Annotated in this window: 13 protein-coding genes, 2 pseudogenes and 1 riboswitch; of the genes and pseudogenes, 11 read left to right on the top strand and 4 right to left on the bottom strand. The window is 42.9% G+C overall.

Annotation, left to right across the window (positions count from 1 at the left end; genetic code table 11):
- Positions 1-89 precede the first annotated feature (89 nt).
- The 3 genes and pseudogenes from BROSI_RS15360 (at position 90) to BROSI_RS15350 (ending at position 3,233) form a co-directional block, all read left to right on the top strand.
- Positions 90-965: a DEAD/DEAH box helicase gene (locus tag BROSI_RS15360; RefSeq protein ID WP_052564653.1), complete on the top strand. Its 876-nt coding sequence runs from the start codon at positions 90-92 to the stop codon at positions 963-965.
- A 150-nt stretch (positions 966-1,115) separates the two neighbouring features.
- Positions 1,116-2,891 (top strand): annotated as a pseudogene (locus BROSI_RS15355) (IS1634 family transposase).
- Between the two features lie 39 nt (positions 2,892-2,930).
- Positions 2,931-3,233 carry a transposase gene (locus tag BROSI_RS15350; protein WP_261338904.1) on the top strand — a complete coding sequence of 101 codons (303 nt, stop codon included), beginning with the start codon at positions 2,931-2,933 and terminating at the stop codon, positions 3,231-3,233.
- 193 nt (positions 3,234-3,426) lie between these two features.
- Here BROSI_RS15350 and BROSI_RS15345 read toward each other — a convergent pair whose 3' ends face one another.
- Both BROSI_RS15345 and BROSI_RS15340 read right to left on the bottom strand, forming a co-directional pair.
- The gene (locus tag BROSI_RS15345) at positions 3,427-3,624 is read right to left on the bottom strand and encodes a hypothetical protein (protein ID WP_052564651.1); all 198 of its coding nucleotides are present in this window, start codon (positions 3,622-3,624) and stop codon (positions 3,427-3,429) included.
- Between the two features lie 142 nt (positions 3,625-3,766).
- Complete coding sequence (locus tag BROSI_RS15340; RefSeq protein ID WP_052564650.1) at positions 3,767-6,871, bottom strand: LamG-like jellyroll fold domain-containing protein; 3,105 nt, start codon at positions 6,869-6,871, stop codon at positions 3,767-3,769.
- A 65-nt stretch (positions 6,872-6,936) separates the two neighbouring features.
- A riboswitch (cyclic di-GMP riboswitch) is annotated at positions 6,937-7,034 on the bottom strand.
- Between the two features lie 293 nt (positions 7,035-7,327).
- On the opposite strand from BROSI_RS15340, the pseudogene BROSI_RS19265 reads away from it, so the two are divergent.
- The 4 genes and pseudogenes from BROSI_RS19265 to BROSI_RS15320 form a co-directional block, all read left to right on the top strand.
- Positions 7,328-8,147, top strand: a pseudogene (locus BROSI_RS19265) (transposase); the annotation flags it as partial.
- A gap of 1,216 nt (positions 8,148-9,363) precedes the next feature.
- A complete protein-coding gene (gene ltrA / locus BROSI_RS15325) occupies positions 9,364-10,350 on the top strand; it encodes a group II intron reverse transcriptase/maturase (protein ID WP_052564647.1) in 987 nt (328 codons plus the stop codon).
- On the top strand, positions 10,350-10,643 hold the full coding sequence (locus tag BROSI_RS21470) for a group II intron maturase-specific domain-containing protein (protein WP_082059241.1): 294 nt from the start codon (positions 10,350-10,352) through the stop codon (positions 10,641-10,643). Before ltrA ends, BROSI_RS21470 begins: the two co-directional genes overlap by 1 nt.
- 407 nt (positions 10,644-11,050) lie before the next feature.
- Complete coding sequence (locus tag BROSI_RS15320) at positions 11,051-12,277, top strand: multicopper oxidase domain-containing protein (protein ID WP_052564646.1); 1,227 nt, start codon at positions 11,051-11,053, stop codon at positions 12,275-12,277.
- Positions 12,278-12,344: 67 nt separating this feature from the next.
- Here the strand turns inward: BROSI_RS15320 and BROSI_RS15315 are convergent, their stop codons facing one another.
- Together BROSI_RS15315 and BROSI_RS15310 are read right to left on the bottom strand one after the other, a co-directional pair.
- Positions 12,345-13,907 carry a cache domain-containing protein gene (locus BROSI_RS15315; RefSeq protein ID WP_157842561.1) on the bottom strand — a complete coding sequence of 521 codons (1,563 nt, stop codon included), beginning with the start codon at positions 13,905-13,907 and terminating at the stop codon, positions 12,345-12,347.
- A 169-nt stretch (positions 13,908-14,076) separates the two neighbouring features.
- Entirely contained in the window at positions 14,077-15,393 is a 1,317-nt protein-coding gene (locus tag BROSI_RS15310; RefSeq protein WP_052564644.1) for an SPL family radical SAM protein, read from the bottom strand.
- Between the two features lie 231 nt (positions 15,394-15,624).
- Here BROSI_RS15310 and BROSI_RS15305 point away from each other — a divergent pair, with 231 nt between their 5' ends.
- The 4 genes from BROSI_RS15305 (at position 15,625) to BROSI_RS15290 (ending at position 21,366) form a co-directional block, all read left to right on the top strand.
- Positions 15,625-15,807 (top strand): putative motility protein, encoded by a 183-nt coding sequence (locus BROSI_RS15305; RefSeq protein ID WP_052564643.1) that lies wholly within the window; start codon positions 15,625-15,627, stop codon positions 15,805-15,807.
- A gap of 588 nt (positions 15,808-16,395) precedes the next feature.
- Complete coding sequence (locus BROSI_RS15300) at positions 16,396-18,420, top strand: oxidoreductase (protein WP_052564642.1); 2,025 nt, start codon at positions 16,396-16,398, stop codon at positions 18,418-18,420.
- Between the two features lie 47 nt (positions 18,421-18,467).
- Entirely contained in the window at positions 18,468-19,274 is an 807-nt protein-coding gene (locus tag BROSI_RS15295; RefSeq protein WP_052564641.1) for an enoyl-CoA hydratase/isomerase family protein, read from the top strand.
- A gap of 1 nt (position 19,275) precedes the next feature.
- Positions 19,276-21,366, top strand: coding sequence for an amylo-alpha-1,6-glucosidase (locus BROSI_RS15290; RefSeq protein WP_052564640.1), 2,091 nt, complete (start codon positions 19,276-19,278; stop codon positions 21,364-21,366).
- Positions 21,367-21,424 lie beyond the last annotated feature (58 nt).

Here is a 21,424-nt window from a genome sequence, read left to right as displayed (position 1 = left end):
CAGTTAATTTGAAAATCGCGTAATAAAAAATTTTCGTATCAGCGTTTACTGAGCATAAATTTTTACTGCCAGTTTTCCGATATCTTTCTATGATAGTGGATGATTTACATGCTTACGGTGGATCAAAGCGGTTAACAGAGACCCTGGTTGCTGCAGGTACTAAGGAACTTTATCCGCCTCAGATCCTGGCAATAAAGGAGGGCCTCTTACAAAGTCAGGATTCTTTTGTAGTGGCAGCGCCTACTGCCTCAGGGAAGACCCTCATAGCCGAGATGGCAGCACTCAGGGTATTCCTTGAGCTACGCGGGAAAGTCGCATACCTTGTCCCCTTACGGACCCTTGCAAGGGAGAAATATGATGATTTTTTGAAGAAATACAAAGACACAGGAATGAAGGTTGTACAGAGCACGGGAGATTATGACACCGCAGACCCATGGCTTTATAAAGCGGATCTTATCGTTACGACAAATGAGAAGATGGACTCCCTCATCAGACATCGCGCCTCGTGGTTGAGGGATATAAGTCTTGTGGTGGCCGATGAGATACACCTCCTCGGAGATCCCTACCGGGGACCAACCCTTGAGGTCGTCCTTACCCGATTGAGGTGGATGAACCCTGGACTCCGGTTTATTGCATTGAGCGCTACCATACCGAATGCGCCAGAAATTGCTCAATGGCTCGGCGCACACCTCATCGAATCAGACTGGAGGCCGGTTCCTTTAAAGGAGGGGGTCTATTTTAACGATGCCATAACCTTTCGTGACGGCAGTATTATTCAGGTAAAAAAGGAAAGTGCCCTGGATGTCGTGAACCTCAGCCTTGAAACCATAAAAGATGGCGGACAAGCCCTCATTTTTGCAAATACAAGGAAATCAACAGAGACAGTTGCACACGAGGTAGCATCTGATGTTACAAAATTAATACCTAAATCCTGCAAACAAGGCGAAGCCTTGTTGCAGGATTAGCCCGACTTTCGCAATTCGCACCTAAAAACGGTTATTTTTGGGCATGTATAGCTGGGAAACCCTTGATATTAAAGGGGTGAATTTTCAAAACGGCTTGTAGTGCCGACCTAGCCTATTGACGCATGCAAGGGAAACTGCGAAAATGCTTGCATGTTTCTCCGAGAAAAATCACGGACGAAGGATAGAAAAACCCACCGGTATTGGAGCGTTGTAGAGAACCGCCGGGTCAGCGGAAGAAGAGTGGTGCAGCGGCAAGTTCTCTATTTGGGAGAACTCAATGATAACCAACGGGCGGGATGGGTTCGGACAATAGAGGCACTGTGGGGTGCAAAACCCAAAGCAAAACAACTGGCGTTATTTCCGGATGACTAGGAAGAATTGCCCATACTGGGCTGTGAAACCATCCGGGTGAGGTTGGACAAAATAGAATTGCGCCGTCCGTGTGAATGGGGTGCGAGCTGGTTGGGATTGTATGTGTGGGATCTTTTGGAACTGGACACCTTTTGGAGAGGACGTTTGCCGTCAAGCCGTAAAGGGACAATCTGGCTGAATATGCTGAAGGCGCTCGTCTGTTACCGATTGATAGATCCGGGAAGCGAATTTCGTTTTCACCGTGAGTGGTATTTGCGGAGCGCAATGGGAGAGCTGTTGGGGGAAGATGATTCGCTGGCACAGAAGGACAAGCCGTATCGTTGTTTGGATTTGCTGCTTGAGCATCGCGACGAGCTGTTTGGTTTTTTAAAAGGGCAATGGGGCAAGCTGCTTGGCGCGAAGTATGATGTGCTGCTGTATGATTTGACGAGTGCGTATTTTGAAAGTGATCCGCCACCGACGGGATCTGGGGGTAAAAAACGGTTTGGGTACAGCCGGGACAAACGTTCGGATTGTGTTCAAGTGGTAGTGGCATTGGTATTGACGCCGGAAGGATTTCCCGTGGCCTACGAAGTATATCCCGGCAATACAAGAGACACTGCGACACTGGAGGAGGAGTTTCTGGATAGGATCGAAAAGCAGTGTGAGAAATTTCGGCGCACCTGGCTCATGGATCGCGGTATTCCAACGGAGGATATGTTGGAAAAGATGCGTTCCCGAGGGATTGATTATTTGGTTGGCACCCCGAAGAGACATTTGACCCGTGTTGAAAAACCGTTGCTCGAACAGCCCCTGGATGCAGGCGCGTGAGAGTGTCAGCGTGAAAATACTTCTGCAAGAATCGGAGTTTTACGTCTCTGTGGAAAGCCATGACCGGGTAGCCAAGGCACGTTCCATGCGTCGCCGCAGACTCAAGCGTCTGTGGAGAAGCCTGCACGAACTTCGCAATCGAAAGAGCATCACTCGTGACGACCTGCTGATGCATATCGGGGCATTAAAGAAAGAGGCCGGACGAGACTTTGGGCTGGTTCGCATCTCTCTGCCAAATCCGCAAGAACCGGTAAATGAACACACGTTCCATTTCAGTCTGGATCGTGAACGCCTGCGGAGAACGTTGCGGCGTGAGGGACGCGCTATCTGCTTCGTTCAAATATGCAGGCAGCCTCGCCTGAAACCGTCTGGGAATCGTATCTGCTGTTGACCCGTATAGAACAGGCATTTAAGGATTTGAAGGGATCGCTTTCCATCCGCCCCATATGGCACCAATTGGAAAGGAGGATTGAAGCCCATATTTTTGTCTCCTTTTTGGCTTTTTGTCTCCACACGACGCTGCGAAATCTTGCGCGGGGACGAGCCGCAGGGTTGACGTCTGAAGCAATTTTGGAAAAACTATCGAGCATTCAAATGATTGACGTTCATTTACCGACAACGGATGGTCGCCACATTGTCATGAGCCGCTATACACAGCCGGAAAAGGATGTTGTTCTCCTTTTGGCACAATTGGGATTGACGCTTCCTGAACAACCTCCGCCCAAGATTTATGCATCAGGATAGGTCGGTCTGTAGTGCCGACCTTTTTCCATGACCCCTTGAATTTACTGGCTTAGCGGTTTGCCTACCCCTCGAATTGCGAAGGTCGGGCTAGCATATAATCTCTTGAAGTGGATGGCGTTGCTCACGGGAGGGGTGATACAACAGTGGGAAGTAAAGACGATGAGACTGTGGTTAATCCGTGTTGCAGGGAAATTGATAAAGGGAGGCAGACAGTTGACCTTAAAGTTGCCCGAGAAGTTTCTCCATCAGGAGGAATGGCGGGCGTGGGAAGGCATATCGCTGAGTGTTGCGTTCGGGCAGAAAATGATTGTTGTCTTTGAGCCGGGGTATTTTGAGCGCTGAAAACACCGTGCCGGGAGATGGTATGTTTCCATCCCGGTTTTTGTCGCTCCGAATGGCTGAATCGGGGCTATTTTCCGATTCTTTTTGTCCAAAATGGCGCTGGGTAACTCAGAAAACCCAAATAAACTGAAGTGTAGTATTGATTTTTGTCTAGCAAGGGTATTATAGAAGGTCGATTTTCGCATAGCGAAAATCATTTGCAGAATTTAGGTATATTATAATCGGTTGCTCCAGCAACACTGTCCCATGAGAGGTTAACCATGCCGCTTCCAGCCGTCGCCTCAAGGTCAGCAGGAGTTCCTGGCGCCTCGCCATTGACCTTCGATTCTACAATAAAATTAAAAATTAACGACAGCATTAATGTAACAGCCAATAAAGTGAATTTTTTCATTGCCATTTTCTCCTTATAGAGACAAATTCTCCTCTCAAAATAATTTCAATGGGAAACACTTTTTTACCATCCTTTAGCCCCTTCCTTAGCAAGGAGGGGCTAAAGGACGATTCATTTTGGTCGCATTTGCAAACCAAATGCCTCACAAGGCATTATACAAATCCTGCACTTCCTGGTCGGTCAAGACACGATTATAGATTTTAACGCCATCAATCTTGCCATTAAAGTAACCATTACCATTCATTGAGTGCCCTATTCTCATATCGGAATACCATGTCAATGGCACAACCGTATTCCCCGCGGGATGGATTCGTGTATTAACCAACTGGCCATTTACATAGAGCTTCTGCTCCCCTGTAGCCTTGTTGTAAGTGCCTGCTACATGATACCAGCTACCCACCGAATTGACCAAATCTTTTACAGCGGTCTTTTGCGTCTTATTCCCGTTTCCATCTTGTGTCACGGCGATAAATTGAAGCTTATCAGGCGCTGTTTTGGAAAATTGCACAATAAAACCTTCCCTAAATTGCACATCAGAATTCCATTTCCATGCGCCCAATATGGCATCAACAGCGGTTGTATCATTTGCATACTTATAGAACCATGCGGCAATAGAAAGCTCTTCATTATTCATGCGGGGAATTGATACATAATCGCTGGCGCCATTAAAGCTTAACCCATTTCCACTCTTCCCCTCTGTCCATGTGGCCCCACTGATGGCGCCATCGTTGCCGTTGCCAGACGCATCAGTAGCAACCGTCCCACTCCCTTCGTCGAACGGATAGCTGGCCTGCAAACCAGTGCTAAAGGCATTATACAAATCTTGTACTTCCTGGTCGGTCATGGCTTGATTGTAAAGGCGGAAGTCGTCAATCTTGCCATTAAAGTAACCGTTACTAATCATTGATTGCCCTATTTTCATGTCAGAATATAATGTCAATGGCACAACCGTATTTCCTGCGGGATGGTTTCGTGTATTAACCAACTGGCCATTTACATAGAGCTTCTGCTCCCCTGTAGCCTTGTTGTAAGTGCCAACTACATGATACCAGCTACCCACCGAATTGACCAAATCCTTCACAGCAGCCTTCTGCGTCCTATTCCCACTTCCATCCTGTGTCACAAGGACAAATTCAAGCCTATCGGGTGTGGTTTTATAAAATCGCAGATCAAAACCCTCCTGTTGTTGCACATCTGAATTCCATTTGTAGCCACCGAATATTGAATCAATATTCGTTGTATCCTTTGCATTTTTATAGAACCATGCAGCAATGGAAACCTCGTCATGATTCATCAGAGGAATCGACACGAAATCATCAATCCCATCAAAACTCAACGCCCCACCATTCTTGCCGGTTGTCCATGTGGCCCCATTGATAGCGCCATCGTTGCCGTTACCTGATGTATCGGTTGCAGTCACCCCACTTCCTTCATCGAATGTATAGCGGGCATGCAAACCCGTGCTAAAGGTGTTATACAAATCTTGTACTTCCTGGTTGGCCAAGGCTTGATTGTAAAGGCGGACGTCGTCAATCTCGCCATTAAAGTAACCGTTATTGCCAGAATTTCCTATTTTCATGTCAGAATAATATGTCAATGGCACGACCGTATTTCCCGCCGGATGGTATTGGGTATTAACCAGCTGCCCATTTACATAAAGCTTCTGTTCCCCTGTAGCCTTGTTGTAAGTGCCAACTACATGATACCAACTACCAACTGAATTGACTAAATCCTTTATCGCGGTTTTCTGTATCCTATTCCCATTTCCATCCTGCGTCACGAGAATAAATTGAAGCTTATTGGGAATAGTTTTGTTAAATCTCAAATCAAACCCCTCCCGCAGTTGTACGTCTGAATTCCATTTATATCCACCGAATATGGCATCAATATTTGTTGTATCATTTGCATTTTTATAGAACCATGCAGCAATGGAAATCTCGTCATGATTCATACGTGGAACCGACACAAAATCATCAATCCCATCAAAACTCAACGCCCCACCATTCTTGCCGGTTGTCCATGTGGCCCCATTGATGGTACCATTATTTCCGTAGATTGAAGAATCAATAGCGATAGTACCGTTCCCTTCATCAAATTTATAGTACCCTACCATACCGGCTTTAAAAACGGTAATATTCACTGCGCTAGAAGTCGTCGTTGCTCCATCGTTATCTGTTGCTTTTGCTGAGAGTATATAACTGCCAGCGGTTACATTGTTCCATGTGAGAATGTGAGGTTCGGAAGTTGTTTCACCAAGTTTTGTGCTCCCCGCGTAATACTCAACCTTGCTCACGACACCATCAATATCCGAGGCCGTTGCCGTTATCGTTATGTCCGTTGGTGTTGTAAATGTCGCCCCCTCAGTCGGGTTGGTAATAGCCACAGTGGGCGATGCATTATCTCCCAAACCATCAGCAAGATTTTTCCCTCTCGAGAGTATTTCATTGGCGCCTCCTCCCGTCACGACAAATAAATATGCGGTGTAGGGTGAATGTGTCCTGTTAAAAGTAGGGCAAAGTTCAAAGCCTTTGTTCCACAAAAGCTTTATAATGTCTATCTGCGATACAGGCGCTACCCTACCAAATCCTCTCCCATTTGCCTCGTTGTATACACCCATGATAAACCACCCGTGATAATCCAGAGGCCCAGGTTGGTCTATTTCGGTAATATTTTGGTAACCCACATCACCCGGATACCGATCAAAATAAATATTGGGATAAATTACGTAACCCCTTTTCCACTCACTCGCGCCATATATTTCGTACACCCCACTACTACTACCACCGCCTCCAGGAGATCCCTGGTCCACAATATTTGTGCCATACTTTAGGTATTTCGTTTTTATATAATGACTGTCTGGATAGATTGATACCTCTGACACCTTGGCTCCATTATCCCACTCGAGTCGAACGGTCTTGACATTTGCATCATCCTGCACAACAACCGCTGTTGTAAGTGTTCCACGATTAGCGCATGCATCAAGGTAAAACCCTGCCTGATCCTCATTGACACTCTTGATCACCAGATCCTTGATCGCATGTTCATAATGGTGTCCGCCGAAAAAACGTCCATATTTCAGTCTTATCTTACTATTCTCTAGAGATACTTCCAATGCTCCATCTGTATCTGCCCCAATGCTAATACTTCCCCATTCTTGCGCAAAAGAGGGAAAAGACAGAATGAATAAAAATCCTAATATGCCGGTGAAAGAAATCGCCCCTAATATTAATTTATGTCGAATAGCCATTTTCTTACTCCCCAATTAACATTCAAATAAAAAAGCCTTACTGCAAAGATATTCATAAAAACATCTTCGGCAGTAAGGCTATCTTGTTTAAACTACTTCCCTGTATGTTTAAAGACCCTTTACTTTGCGTCCCCTGATTACTCAGGGTTTGCCCTTATCGAAATGTATTTCTATATAATTAGTGTGTTAGTGTGTTAGTGTGTTAGTGTGTTAGTGTGTTAGTGTGTTAGTGTGTTAGTGTGTTAGTGTGTTAGTGTGTTAGTGTGTTAGTGTGTTAGTGTAAAATACAGCATAATCACATCTGTGTCAAACAAAAAATAAAAATAATTATTAATAACCTAAATCCTGCAACAAGGCAAAGCCTTGTTGCAGGATTAGACGAGAAAAGGTAGAATCTCCAAGGGAATTGAAGGTATTTTAAGAATAAAAACACCTAAAAGGAGGTTCACCTTTTCAATGAAGACTATAGCACAAAACGGGGAAAGAAGACAACCGAAAATCAAGACGGAGATGAGTGGGAAGGGATTAACAGTACACGCAGCACTCTTACCAGTCCTAACCTTTATGTATGGGGAATATGGGGAAGTTGTTATTCAGGCAGAGAGTACAAGAGGCAATCCGTAAGGAGCGGGGGGGCAAATGCCCAGTATCAGATTGTTGATGCCATGCAAATGGCAGTAATCGGTTTGATAGCCGGAGCGACCTCGATGGTGCAGATAACGAAGGTATGGGCAGATGAGGTACTGATGAAGATGGCGGGATGGAAAAGAATCCTGTAGATACGACAATAGGACGTATGATGAAGCTGGTAACGCAGAGGGATATTGTGGAGCTGACAGGGATAATCCATCGATTCAGGGGACAGGTGTGGAAACGGGCGGTGCGTTCAGGTCACAGATTGAGAAGTGCGCTGAGCGATATGTGGATAGACGTTGATTCAACCGTGGATGGAGTATATGGGAATCAGGAAGGAGCAGAGGTTGGATACAATCCTAAGAAAAAGGGCCAGAAGGCGTATCAGTATTTAATGGCATTTGTTGGAGAAACAAAAGCAGTAAGGAAGTTGGTCAAAATCGAGAGGGGGTTGTTTCCTCTGCCCCTGTACGAGTATTTCTGTTACGTTACGACAGAGCGGTTAAGTCCGATAGAGGCGCATGGTTCGTATGGAGAGAGGGCTACGTGTGAGACGTGGATAGAAGAGTGTAAGAGTCAGATGAATGCGGGTCATTTACGTACGGGTGAATTTTTGACCAATGCAGCGTTATTTCAGTGTGCTGAGAATACTGCAAAAGGGGATGGTATACCTCCGTGCCGGTTTTGTCGCTCCGAATGGTTAAATCAGGACTATTTCCCAGTTCTTTTTGTTCATAATGAAACTGAGTAGCTCAGAAAATCGCTAAACATTGAGGTTTATTATTGATTTTTGTCCGGAAAGGCTATTGCTGAAGGGCGATTTTCGCGGCGCGAAAATCATTTGCAGAATTTAGGTTTCAATAAAACGGTGGGTGGAGCAGGGAACCAAAGAGACACAAAGTGGTTTATAAAAACCAAAAACAACATGGAAACTGTTCCACTCACCAGAGAAAGGAGTAAGGGAAAAGGGAGCAAGGATACTTTTATCAGTAATCAGTAATGGGAGGTGGTAAAAGATTTTCCTGTTAAAGGAATCGGTTAAAAGCAGATTGAAAAAGCCATTCATGGATTATTCAACACCCGAAAAAAAGATATGTTTAAAGAGGGAGTAATGTGAGGAGCAAAGGCAAAGGAAAAATTGCAAGAGAGGAGGACAAGATCAAAGAGATGAAGGAATAGGGAAGCAGAGGTATGTAAAGAAATTAAAGAATGGGACAGTAAACCGGTATAGGGTTGGCGTGCCTTGAAGTATGGAATACCTGAGTGGTTGAAAATACCACCTCTGCGAGCCTAATTCCTCGTAGAGAAGTTTGTACCTATGCACATACAATGGAGCAATCCGTATGCGTAGAAAGATAGCGTACCCACCGTGAGGTGATATGACGGAGTTACGAGGTACAGATGACCTTTTGGGGTGTATGAGTATGGCGTATTATTCGCGCCAACCTCCCTTCCCTGGTGAAGCACAAGCAATGTCCTTGCGGAAGATGTCGAAAGAGATTAGGCGAATACATCTCTGGATAATGCATTAGAACATACATCACGAAGGGAAAACATGTCCTCGTGAAAACGGGGATGGGTAATCCATATGACCGAGGGAGAGCGCTTACATCTTGGGACATGAGTCCCTAACAGTGCGGTATAAGGGCAATCCGAAATCCAATCTGTATGAGATGGTGATAGACCGTTTCTCTCAAACGACTATCTTTAAAGCCGTCAGCATTGCTCATAATAGTCATGAACTGGTTTCAGGATGAAGGGGCATAACCATAGTGGAGTTGATGTACGTGACAGATTGAATACGTTCAATGATATGAGGATATTCTTTAATCATACATGGATAGCGCCAGGAGCCTCTCTTGGGGTGTAAGACAAGGATATCCAAACAATCAGGAAACACGGTTGAGAAGTATGGTTTCGGAAATCAATCAAAAGGAAACTATCGAGAGATGCTTAAGTATCATTCATTACGAGATAAGGTGTTCGGTCTTAAGAACCTTTATGCTGCTTTTCGGCACGTAAAGAAGAACAAAGGGAAAGCCGGTCTCGACAGGGTAAGTATTAAGCAGTTTGAAAGTGACCTTGAAAATAATATCATGAATATTCACAAGGAGCTAAAAACCACCGTATACAAACCCTCGCCTGTACTGCGGGTATATATTCCCAAAGGCAAGCATGACAAGAGACCTCTTGGCATACCTATTGTTAAAGACAGGGTAATACAGCAGGCGTTCAGACAAATCATAGAACCTATTTTCGAGAAAGAGTTCTCGGATAATAGCTTTGGATTCCGTCAAAACCGATGCTGTCATGACGCTATCAAACGGCTTGAAATGTATAAGCAAGAGGGGTATACCAGTGTCCTTGATGCCGACATAAAGGCATTCTATGACACTATACCACATAAGCTTATCATGGATAGGCTGCGTGAAAAGATCGCTGATGGATGGGTTTTGAACAGTATTGAAAATATGCTTAAGGCAGGTGTCATGGAAGATGGCATCGTGCATAAGACAACCGAAGGCACTCCGCAAAGAGGCGTCATTTTCCCCTTACTTGCCAACCTTGTCGGTGACATCATTGACAAGGAGCTTGAAAAGGCTGGATATAAGTTTGTCCGTTATGCCAATGATTTCGTTGTCATGGCAAAAACCAAAGAAGAACTCCCTGCCGCCCTGAGTTACGTCAAAGAAATCATTGAAGAGAAGCTTGGATTGGAGTTGAGCAAGGATAAAACCAAACTCACCAACTTCAAACGAGGCTTCAGGTTTCTCGGATACAATTTCTCTGGCAATTACAAAGGGATAAGCACGAAATCACTGGACAAACTCAAGAGCCTGTCCTGATGAAAATCAGGAACACCATCAGAGACATCACCAGACGCACACAAGGCGTCAACCTTACAGCCGTCATTGATAGATTAAACCCTGTGATACGGGGACATGTCAATTACTTTCGGCTGGGCGATGTGAAGAAACTTTATCGCTCATTAGACTGTTGGGTACGGATGAGGCTTCGATGCTTCAAGTTCTCAAGAAAGTGGAGAACAGACAATAAACGTTTCCCTACTCACCGTTTCTTCAAATTGGGGTTACTCTCATTTGAACGAGAATTTCTTAAGGTATGTGCTAAATCATGATAGGGTACTTTTCTCTATTCGAGAGCAACGCTGTGGGGTCGCTAACTACGAGAAAGACGTATGGTTAAAAGGAAGCACTGCACGTTGTCCAGTGCTTCCGGCGACGATTGGGGCTGGAGGCTAGTCCTCCAGTCTACCAGCTTATAGAATTGAAACTTTTCCGATTTTCTCCTTAGCAAGGGGAGGTAAAAAACTTCTTTTCCCCATTTTCATGAGGACAAATTTTAGCAAGTTTTTACTCTATGCAGTAGAGCGAACTTAAGTTCGCCTTGCTTCATCCCCTATTCACAAGGGCGTAAAGAGAGGTTAATTTGGTTGCGGCCACGCCAGGTATTTGTCTTAATAATAATGGAAAATTCACTTAGATAAGAGGCTTTTTCTATATATTATTGCCAAAGGAAGGCGCAATGTCTCATAAAAGGAAATATTTCGAGTTTATTACAAAGTGTATGCAGAGAAAGCACTCACTGTGGTATCTCTTCATTGCAACGGTATTTTGTTTTACCGTAACGGCTTCTCCGGAAGAGATACTCATACCTGGTGACCAGAATTTGGAAGAGGCTTTCTCGGAATTGAGTAAAAAGGGACAGGTAGAAAGGGAATTTCATCTGTATGCAACAGATGGTTATCAGGAAATGGCCGACGGAGAATTTATCTATTTCTGGGGGTTTGCACATGCAAAGGATTTTGCCGATGCCGGAGAAATTAAAACAAAAGAAGAAAGGGATGGAAAATTACTGCCACTAAAAGTGCCTGGTGACGAGATACGTCTCACGTCAGGTAAGAACTACGTCGTCGTGTTGCACAATGCTGGATTTTATGAAATTGAGGAACATTCCGGGATTCATGGCGTTCCTCACACCATCCATTTCCATGGATTGGATTTAATCCCAGCTTATGATGGTGTGCCAAACCTGCCATATACTCCTGTATTTCCAGGAGAAAAGTACCGGTATTTGTTAACAATACCGGAAGATATTGAAGGGTCGTACCTGGGACACTGCCATGTGGATACCACCAATCATCTCATGGCAGGGATGTATTTCCCTTTGATACTGGAAAAAAAGCCAAATGAAATCTACGGATATAAATTTGACAGAGAATATACGCTTATTATGAGCGAAGTTGATAGTGAATATATGGAGATGCTCAGGACAGAAGGAAACATACGGCGTGGATTGGATTGGAAGTCAAATTATTTTATGCTCAATGGCAGGATATTCACGGATAATTTGACCAATCCTTTGTCCACGATTAATGACCCTAAGACAAGGATTGTCGCATACGAAGGTGAGACGGTTTTGATTCGATTAATGGCCGTGGGGTATAACCATATATTTGCATGGCATCCGCACGGGTTTCATGGCTTGGTAATCGGGACAGATGGGAGAAAGTTAAGCTATCCCTATGAAAAAGATACTTTACTTATCGGATCGGGTGAGCGATATGACATTTTCTATAAAATTCCTGATTCCTCTTCGATGAGAGGATGCTCGTCATGCAATTACGGACCTGGTATCAGCATAGCCCATGACCACAATATGATGGGGATGGTAAGTCAGGGAATGTATCCGCACGGGCCACAAACTATTTTTGATGTGAGACCGAAAAATATGAGATCGAATGATAAATAATTTTTTCCCTGCAACAAGGTGTCTTGGTGATTCAGAAAGGCTGCTGGATGCCTGATTTACTCCTGAATCATTGAACTGTTATCTTTTTTACCATGGTTCCAATTGAATCAATAGTGGAGGTATTTTCAAAAAAGGAGGCATTTTTCCGATTTTCGGCCAGCCATTCAACATAAACAGAATCATCTGACTGATTGAACGCGACATTTGCATAATTTGCCAATGGATTATATAAAAACTTTATTTGAGCAAGATTTACTCCCATATTAAATAATTGATCAATAATAGTTTCAAGGCTCTTATCATGGGTAGCAATTACGACAAATTGAAGATCTTTCAGTTGATATGGATATATATCGTAGTATTGTATTCTCTTTACTAACTCTTCCAGAAAGCACGTTTTTTCCCCCCATGGCAAATATTTTAGCAGTAAAGATTTTTGATAAATTTCATCTTTTGGACTAATATGGGCAAGATATCCAAATTTTTTGGGATAATAAATGATTATTGAAGTACACGGCCCGACTCCTTGCGTTTCAAGTACTTCCCCTGATCTTGTCATACAGAACTCATTCATATCAACCCTTTTCCCTTTTATGCTCCTGCTCATTTCTTTTCCAGATGTGTTCATTTTGGAAGCTATGTTGGTATAATACTCTACTATCCTGGGAAGGTAGAATTTTTTATATTTTTGATAATGATTTGAAACAGCTTCATCTTCGTCAATCTCAGCTATGATTATCCATGAATGCCCGAAGATATCAAATTGTTCGAAAGAACTGAGAACCCTTACATCCCGGTAATCATTTATTATCATTTTCCCGGATTCTCTGGTAAGGGCTAATCTGATAGCATCTGTATCGATTTTCAGTTTTAGAATAGTACTGTCTTCAATAAACCTCGAATCAGTCAGCATGAGTTTATTTTTGTTTACCAGATAAACTTCACCAGTCCTTCCCAAACCTTTATGGTCAGAAAGTATGGCGTTGATTTTATTGATAGGGAATTGGAGCGCCAACCACCCAAGCATTTCATTGTTTTCCTGTACTGGTTTCAGAAAAAAGGCAGCTGGCTCGTCTGACGGAGAATAAAATTCATAATCCACGAATTCGCTATCCGGATTATTTTTCATGTGTTTTGCCAGTTGCGTATCAGAGAATTGTCCGGTAAAAAGATTTGTGTGGTAATCAGCCTCATGTTTGATGCTGTGAAAAACAAAACCCTTATTGTCTATAAAAAGAATATCATAAAAATCTCCGTATTTCTCTACATAATGCACATCCATTTCGTACTCTAACTTGTAGAGAGATGGGGCATCTGTCCTCATTGGATTTGAATTACAATAGTTTCTCATTACAGTGAAACAATGTAATATCTTCTCGTCCCTGTCCACCTCATGAACCGTTTGTTTTATTTTGCTAAAATAGTCGATCATTTGTCTTTTCTTTGTTACTTTAATTTTGTCAAGCACTCTGAAATATGCTTCTATCTCATCATGCTGCGGTGATTGCGCACAACCGAAAAGGACGAGAAGTAGAATAGTGCATGCCATAAAACAAACAATGTTTTTTGTTATTCTGAGAATATTCAACGACAGGGTTTTCAAAGTATCTCCACTATTGATTGATTTCAAGTATAATGCCGGATTTAAAATATCAGACTTAACCATAGTGCTGATGTTGGTTTATACGCCGAATTCACCTTCCCGTGAAATAGTATTGATGGATTCGCTCTCGTTTCATCTACCCTACCGCAAATCCGCAGAAATAAAATGAAACTTTCTATACAATCAAGTTCATTAGCTAAGTTCCTTGGTCTAAGCGCATTGACTTTTCTTCCATACACAGATAAACAGGAACGTCTTTACAGCGCCTGCGAATCCAGGATGTCATATTTTTGTATATGAAAGCCCTAATATCCCGTGGATATCTGAGTTTGCCATCGTGGCCAACGAAAAATTCCTCATCGAGTATCGTATTATCCGGAAAACGATTTTCAATGATCTTTTTCAGTCGTGGTGTCATGCGCAGTGTTCCAAGACTTATCCAGGCGATATCTCCTCCATCGATGGCATTAAAGATGTCATGAATCAATGTTTCATAATCGGCTTCCCATCCTGGGTAGTAAATAATCGGGTCAAAATGGAAGGCGACCCGGTATTCGCAATCAACGCATTTCTGCGCAGCTGCTAAACGTTGGGGTAACGTAGCGGTAAAATATTCAACGGTTTCCACAATATGCTGGGGGTTCATCGACCAGGAGACGACTATATTATTTGCCCCTGGCACCGAAGTCAAAAGACCAATATTATCGCTCTTTGTTTTAAACTCGAACGTGCTTTTGGGATAGCGCCGAAAGAATTCGACGATCTGCGGTGAGTATCCTGTAATGTGGTCGAAGACCAGAGAATCGGTTAACTCGCACGAGCCGCAACGGATGTCATGCTTCAAATTCTGAAAAGCCAAAAAAAAGTCCTCAATATTGACAGGCAGGATAATGCCGGGTGAATTGATATAATCCTGCAAAACACAATAGGAGCATTCATACACACATCCACTTCCCAGATTAACAATAAAATAACCACACGATGCGGATTTGCTGGAACACGGACACCGTTTATAGAAATCATAGTTCTCGCGCACAAGGTAAAAATTCTCTGACCTTCGGTTATAGTCTTCGATTCTAAACTGTTTCTTCTCTGTATGCTCTTTGTAAGTCTTGATTATTTCAATATCGCTTGTTGGAAATTGAGCCACTACCCTTTTAACCATTTCAGTATGCAAAACAGATTCTTCTATGAACAGATTTCTGGGTTTGATCTGTGGTTTCAAAGTAACATCCACTTGCAATGCCGGATTAATGCTAATATCGGAAAAAGATGGCCTGATTTTGTTGCCCTTAACGGCAAGAGATGGGTAACGCCGTTTCAAGAGATAATCTTTCAGCAGGGAAAATCGACTTGGTGGTTTTGGCAAGCACCCAACAACCTCTGTATAATCGATGCGTTCACGCTTGGCAATCTCAAACAGAAGCCGGGAGACCTCTTGCTGTTTATTTACACCAAGGTAAGGGTAGATTGTATTAACAAAAGTCTTGATTTGTTCAGGATTGATAATCACTGTAATTTTTACTTTAAAAATTATGCACAGCGTACTTGTACTTGAATATTATACAAAAACATTTTTTGCCTCTACTTATTTTTATCATTGTGATAGAAGTGCCCTCAAAATGTCAAAATATTTTTATGAAAAGTACTAAACAATTTCTGAAATGTTCCGATATTTTAAGATACTATACGATATTTTTGTTATAAACCATAGTCAACAACACAAATTAAGGAGGCAACCATTATGGTCGGCAACATTACGTCAAAAATGTCCATTGATAATAATATAGAGATGGTTAAAAAAGCTATGGACTTAATGAAGATGCAGGGGGAAACGGTATTAAAGCTTATCGAAGAACAAAAACAGGCAAATGAGAGTTTTATCAATCCCGAAGGGGTTGGTAAAAATGTAGATGTTTACGCATAAATGAGTTTAAATCCGAAATTGTTGTGATAAAACTATCCGGAAATTTATCTTTGGCGTTTCACCATTGAAAGGTGAATGCAAATCATACCTTTGAGTTTGTAGCTGTGTTTATAGATTTTACCCCCTTCTTTATTTTCTACCCCTTTTCACTCGTATTCCACACCTTACCGGCACAATAAAAATTTCTTAATTGGAAATGTGATATTGCGTTCCTGCAAGGATACACTTGACAAAAGTGGATGTGAGCCTTATAATCCCAAGGTGCTTGGCGTTTCAAAATGAGAGTACGTTATCACTTACAACTATTGCTACACTTTCTATAAAAATTCTCAAAGAAGGATAATATATATTGCTACAAAAAACCTTCAGCTTATTCCCTTGCCCTTTGTAAAATAGTGGTCATTGACTATCTCAACGATTAAAGGGTCACTTCATTACATACCGCAGGTAGCTTTCATTAGTAAATAGAGTAATGTTTTCAAAAATGTATAGCTATTGATAAAGTAAGGATTTTAAAGAGTGATTTACAAAATACGTATTGTGTCCATTTATGAAAATCAGCGTCCTGATTTATCCAAGAAATGAATTATGAGCAAACTGTTTAACAAAATCAATATTGGTCAAATGACTTTAAAAAACCGGCTAATCATGTCTGCCATGGATCTGGGATTTACCTCAGACGGTACCATTAACGACCAGATCATCGATTTTTACGTTGAACGGGCAAAGGGAGGTGTAGGTTTTATTGTCGTGGGTGGTTGTTATCCGGAAATGAATGGTAAGGTCTGGAAGAGTATTATTGGACTGGACAAGGATGAACTCATCCCGGGTTTAAAAAAACTAACCGATGCCATTCATGTGTATAACGTCCGCGTGGCAGCACAATTACTCCATGGTGGCCGAAGCGCCTCGTCTTTTTTTACAAAGATGCAACCTGTTGCACCCTCCTCGCTAACACATAGAAGTATTAAGCAGGAACCTCATGCCTTAACGGTCCCAGAGATCAAAATTATTATTGATAACTATGTCAGCGCTACCGTGAGGGCAAAAAAAGCAGGTTTCGATGCTGTGGAACTTCACGGCGGAATGGGATACCTCATTAATCAGTTCCTCTCAAAAGCTACCAACAAACGTGACGATGAATACGGTGGAAGCCTTGAAAACAGGGCTCGTTTTGCCAGAGAAATGGTTCTTGCGATAAGGGAGACTGTCGGGAAGGATTATCCCATCATTTTTAGGATGTCAGGGGATGACTTTGTAGAAGAAGGGCTCAAGATAGACGAGAGTTTAGAAATTGCCAGGATATTAGAGCAGGCAGGTGTAGACGTCTTTAACGTATCTCCTGGCTGGCATGAGAGCAAGACGCCGATCATGCTGATGGTTATTCCGCGGATGGCTTATGCATTTCTTTCAGAGAAGATTAAATCGCGTGTAAAAGTCCCTGTTATTGCCTCGGTAAGGATAAATGATCTTAAACTGGCTGAAGAGATTTTAGATAATGAACAGGCCGATATGGTGTCTCTTGGAAGACCGCTCATCGCAGACCCTGAATTACCAAATAAATATGAACATGGGCAACTTGATGACATCAGGACATGTATCGCATGTAATCAAGGGTGTTTCGATTCCCTGCTCAATTTTAAGCCCGTTTCCTGCATGTATAATGCAATGGTAGGACACGAGGGTGAATATAAAATTACCAAAACGAACAAACCCAAAAAAGTTGTAGTCGTGGGTGGTGGACCTGCTGGAATGGAGGCAGCCCGCGTTCTGGCATTACGGGGACATGAAGTTACACTCTATGAAAGAAATAACCAGCTGGGTGGTCAATTACGATACGCCTTTATTCCCCCCGGACGTGAAGAAATACAAAATATTAAAACGTATCTGGAAAGACAGATTTCAAAGCTTAAGGTAAAGATAAAAACCGGAGCGGAGGCAGATTTCCAGATTATAAAAGAAGAGCGCCCTGATGCGATAATTGTGGCTACAGGCGGGAATCCCATAACCCTCAATCTCCCTGGAATAAAAGGGGAAAATGTATATATTGCCAGCGATGTATTGGACAATAAGGTATCTGCGGGAAAGGATGTAGTCATTATTGGTGGCGGAACGGTTGGGTGCGAAGTAGCTTTGCATGTGGCCAAACAGGGAGCAATGAGGCCAGATGTGGCCTGCTTTCTCCTCAGGCAAAAGGTGATTGATGCCAAAGATGTAATTGAGTACACAACAAGGGGAAACAAAAATGTCGCCATTCTGGAAATGAGGAAAAAAATAGGAGGCGGATTTGGCATCTCCACACGATGGATTATTCTCAAAGAATTAAAAGAGGCTGGAGTCAAAGAAATAACCGAAGTACAAGTAAAAGAAATTGTAACCAACCCCGGTGAAAATGGACATGGTACGAGCAGAATACTATATGAGAAGAACGGGGAAGAACATTTTATCAAGGCCGATACCGTTATCATTGCTGTGGGATACAGCTCCAATAATGAACTCCGGAAGCAAATAGAAGGAAAATTTTCAGAAACATACTTTATTGGTGACTGCGTTAAGGTACGTACTGCCCTGGAGGCCATCCACGAAGGTTTTGAAGTGGCATTAAAGATATAAAATGAGTTTTATAACGGATAGATTGTTAAAATAAAGGTTTTTAACTGATGAAAGACATCCGCATGAACCGGGGTGACAACTCTGGTTATAACCACATCGAGTTTGAAGAAATTTCCGGAGATAATGGCAAGTCCATTGGCATTATCTCCATGAAAAAACCCCCACGCAACTCCATAGGTTCATGGCTTGTGGACGCGATTTACGACAAAATGGATCAATACGAGGGAGATGACAAGATTGGCGCTGTTATCATTGCCAGTAAACTCAGGGGGGTCTTTAGCGATGGCGCCGATCGTGACGAGCTCTTTGGTTCATGGATCTCTGGCCTTGTTGCCGAAAAAAACTATGAACGATTCAAACGCGCACATGAGATGTTCGTAGAAATTGAAAATTGCAAAAAACCCGTTATCGCCGCTATTAACGGTGTTACAATTGGGGCAGGCCTGGAACTTGCCATGCTCTGTGACCTGCGCGTTGCATCAGAACTTTCCTTTTTCAGTTTACCGGAGGCAAAGCCTGAATTGAGTATTATCCCGGGCCTGGGTGGTACACAGCGTTTGCCTCGTTACATAGGTGCAGCCCGCGCCAAGGAGATGTTGTTTCTGGGAAAGATGATTCGTGCCGAAACAGCCCTGGAGTGGGGTCTTGTCAACCAAATATCACCTCACAAAGAAATTTTAGATCATGCCATTGCACTGGCAAAGACTTTACTGGAAAGGGATGCGAGGGCACTCAAAGAGATGAAGAAGTGTATTAACTTTGCTGTGGAGAACGATATTCTCAAAGGCATCGAATATGAGGTAGGGCTCTTTGCAGAGATGATGCGTCTGAAGCTCGTGAACAAAAATAAATAAAATGACGATGGTATTCAACGAAGATGACTGCCATAATGTCTCTACGGCTATTGAAAAGGAATGGCTTGAGACCAATGGAATTGGCGGTTATGCATCCTCTACGATAATCGGTGCCAATACAAGACGTTATCATGGCCTGCTCATGGCCGCAACGAGACCTCCGCTCGGACGTACCCTAATGCTCTCCAAAGTAGAAGAATTTGTTTCCATAGAAGACAAAGAGTTTCCACTGTCAACAAACCTCTATCCTAATGCAGTCTATCCGTCTGGACATAAAAATCTTATCCAGTTTAGCTTAACACCATTTCCTACATTCCATTATTTTCTTAACGGAATACATGTTAAAAAAATCGTGTTTATGGTTCATGGAGAAAACACTACCGTAATCCTCTATCAGGTGGACAGCAAAGACAAACTGTTGTCCGCCCTTACTCTGAAGGTGAGAGTTATGGTAGCGTTTCGGGACTATCACTGGCTCACCAAGGAAAATCCGTCATTTAAGACAGACTACAAAATTCTGGCAAATGGAATATGTTTACAACCTTACAATACGCTTCCACCCCTGTATCTCTTTTTTAATGCACAATCAATGGATAATTTTTCATTTTGGTATAAAAATATGGAATATCCAAAGGAAATCGAACGCGGCATGGATGCCCACGAAGACCACTTCAGTCCCTTTGCACTGCACTTCGATTTGAATAAAGGGACGGATTGCTATGTTGTGGCCTCTACAAAGGAATATGATACATTAGATGTTCCGGAGTTAGTAAACAAAGAAATCAAACGAAGGAGAAGTCGAAACAAAGTTGAGCCCGTTAGCTGCCGAATAAAAAATAGGGATCAGGGATCAGGGATCAGGAATCGGGTGACGGGACATACATACCGGAGACCTGACACCGGACAGCACCCCCCTTTAGATAACCTTGCCAAATTGGTTGAATCATTGTTGGCTGTCTCCGACAGTTTTCTTGTGAAACGGGGAAATAATAAAAAGAGCATCATTGCCGGATATCACTGGTTTGGAGATTGGGGACGTGATACGATGATCTCATTACCCGGTCTTACCCTCATACGGGGCAGATTTGAAGAAGCCAAAGAGATATTACTTTCCTATGCCCGGTTTGTTGACAAGGGGATGATACCCAACCGATTCCCCGATTATGACGAGACGCCTGAATACAATACCGTTGATGCATCGCTGTGGTACATTCATGCTGTATACCAGTACCTGCGCTTTGCAAAGGATTTAAAGACTATTCGTAAGGATCTCTATAGTGTGTTAAAGGAGATCATTGAGTATTACAGGAAAGGGACTCGATATAACATTCATATGGATTCAGATGGGTTAATCCATGCAGGCGCCGAGGGAGTACAACTAACGTGGATGGATGCAAAGGTGGGGGATTGGGTTGTGACTCCCCGCAGGGGAAAGGCAGTGGAAATCAATGCCTTATGGTATAATGCCTTGAAAATCATGGACTTCTTTGCTCGTGAGATGAATTTGAACGAGGAAGGTAATGAGTATCATTCGTTGGCCCAAAAGGTAAGTAGATCATTTCATGACATATTTTGGTTTGATAAGGGACAATATCTCTATGACTGTATCAATGGTGAAATGAAGGATAAGGCCATTCGTCCGAATCAGATATTTGCCGTGAGCCTGCCATATTCGATGCTATCCGTACAAAGGCAGAGGAGCGTGATAGAAATAGTAAAAACACATTTATTAACACCGTATGGCTTGCGAAGCCTGTCACCGGAAGATAAAGACTACATCAATCAATATCATGGAAATCAGTATGAGAGGGACAGGGCATATCATCAGGGTACGGTATGGACATGGCTGATAGGCCCTTACATTTCAGCCTACGCCATGGTGTACGCAGGCAGTAAAGATACCCCAAAATATATCAAGGGATTACTCGAGCCATTTTATGCACACTTATTTGAAGCGGGGCTGGGGACTATTTCTGAGATATTTGATGGAGATCCTCCGCATACACCCCGGGGGTGTATCTCACAGGCATGGAGCGTAGCGGAGATATTACGGGTTTATTTTGAACACGTATATGGGTTTGAGAACAAGTGACGTAAAAAACAGGAAAGAAGAAATGACCGAATTTATCCCAAGGGATATGGAAAGGCGG

Source organism: Candidatus Brocadia sinica JPN1, from assembly GCF_000949635.1.
In the GTDB taxonomy this organism is placed as follows: Bacteria; Planctomycetota; Brocadiia; order Brocadiales; family Brocadiaceae; genus Brocadia; species Brocadia sinica.
The sequence above is the reverse complement of the archived record's forward strand: the minus strand, read 5'-3'. Positions and strand labels throughout refer to the sequence as shown.

What these genes read in the sequence shown, in the direction of transcription:
- BROSI_RS15345 (WP_052564651.1), bottom strand. Translation starts at nt 3,624, where the DNA reads ATGAAAAAATTCACTTTATTGGCTGTTACATTAATGCTGTCGTTAATT.
- BROSI_RS21470 (WP_082059241.1), top strand. Translation starts at nt 10,350, where the DNA reads ATGAAAATCAGGAACACCATCAGAGACATCACCAGACGCACACAAGGC.
- BROSI_RS15300 (WP_052564642.1), top strand. Translation starts at nt 16,396, where the DNA reads ATGAGCAAACTGTTTAACAAAATCAATATTGGTCAAATGACTTTAAAA.
- BROSI_RS15295 (WP_052564641.1), top strand. Translation starts at nt 18,468, where the DNA reads ATGAAAGACATCCGCATGAACCGGGGTGACAACTCTGGTTATAACCAC.
- BROSI_RS15320 (WP_052564646.1), top strand. Translation starts at nt 11,051, where the DNA reads ATGTCTCATAAAAGGAAATATTTCGAGTTTATTACAAAGTGTATGCAG.
- BROSI_RS15360 (WP_052564653.1), top strand. Translation starts at nt 90, where the DNA reads ATGATAGTGGATGATTTACATGCTTACGGTGGATCAAAGCGGTTAACA.
- BROSI_RS15305 (WP_052564643.1), top strand. Translation starts at nt 15,625, where the DNA reads ATGGTCGGCAACATTACGTCAAAAATGTCCATTGATAATAATATAGAG.
- BROSI_RS15340 (WP_052564650.1), bottom strand. Translation starts at nt 6,871, where the DNA reads ATGGCTATTCGACATAAATTAATATTAGGGGCGATTTCTTTCACCGGC.
- BROSI_RS15290 (WP_052564640.1), top strand. Translation starts at nt 19,276, where the DNA reads ATGACGATGGTATTCAACGAAGATGACTGCCATAATGTCTCTACGGCT.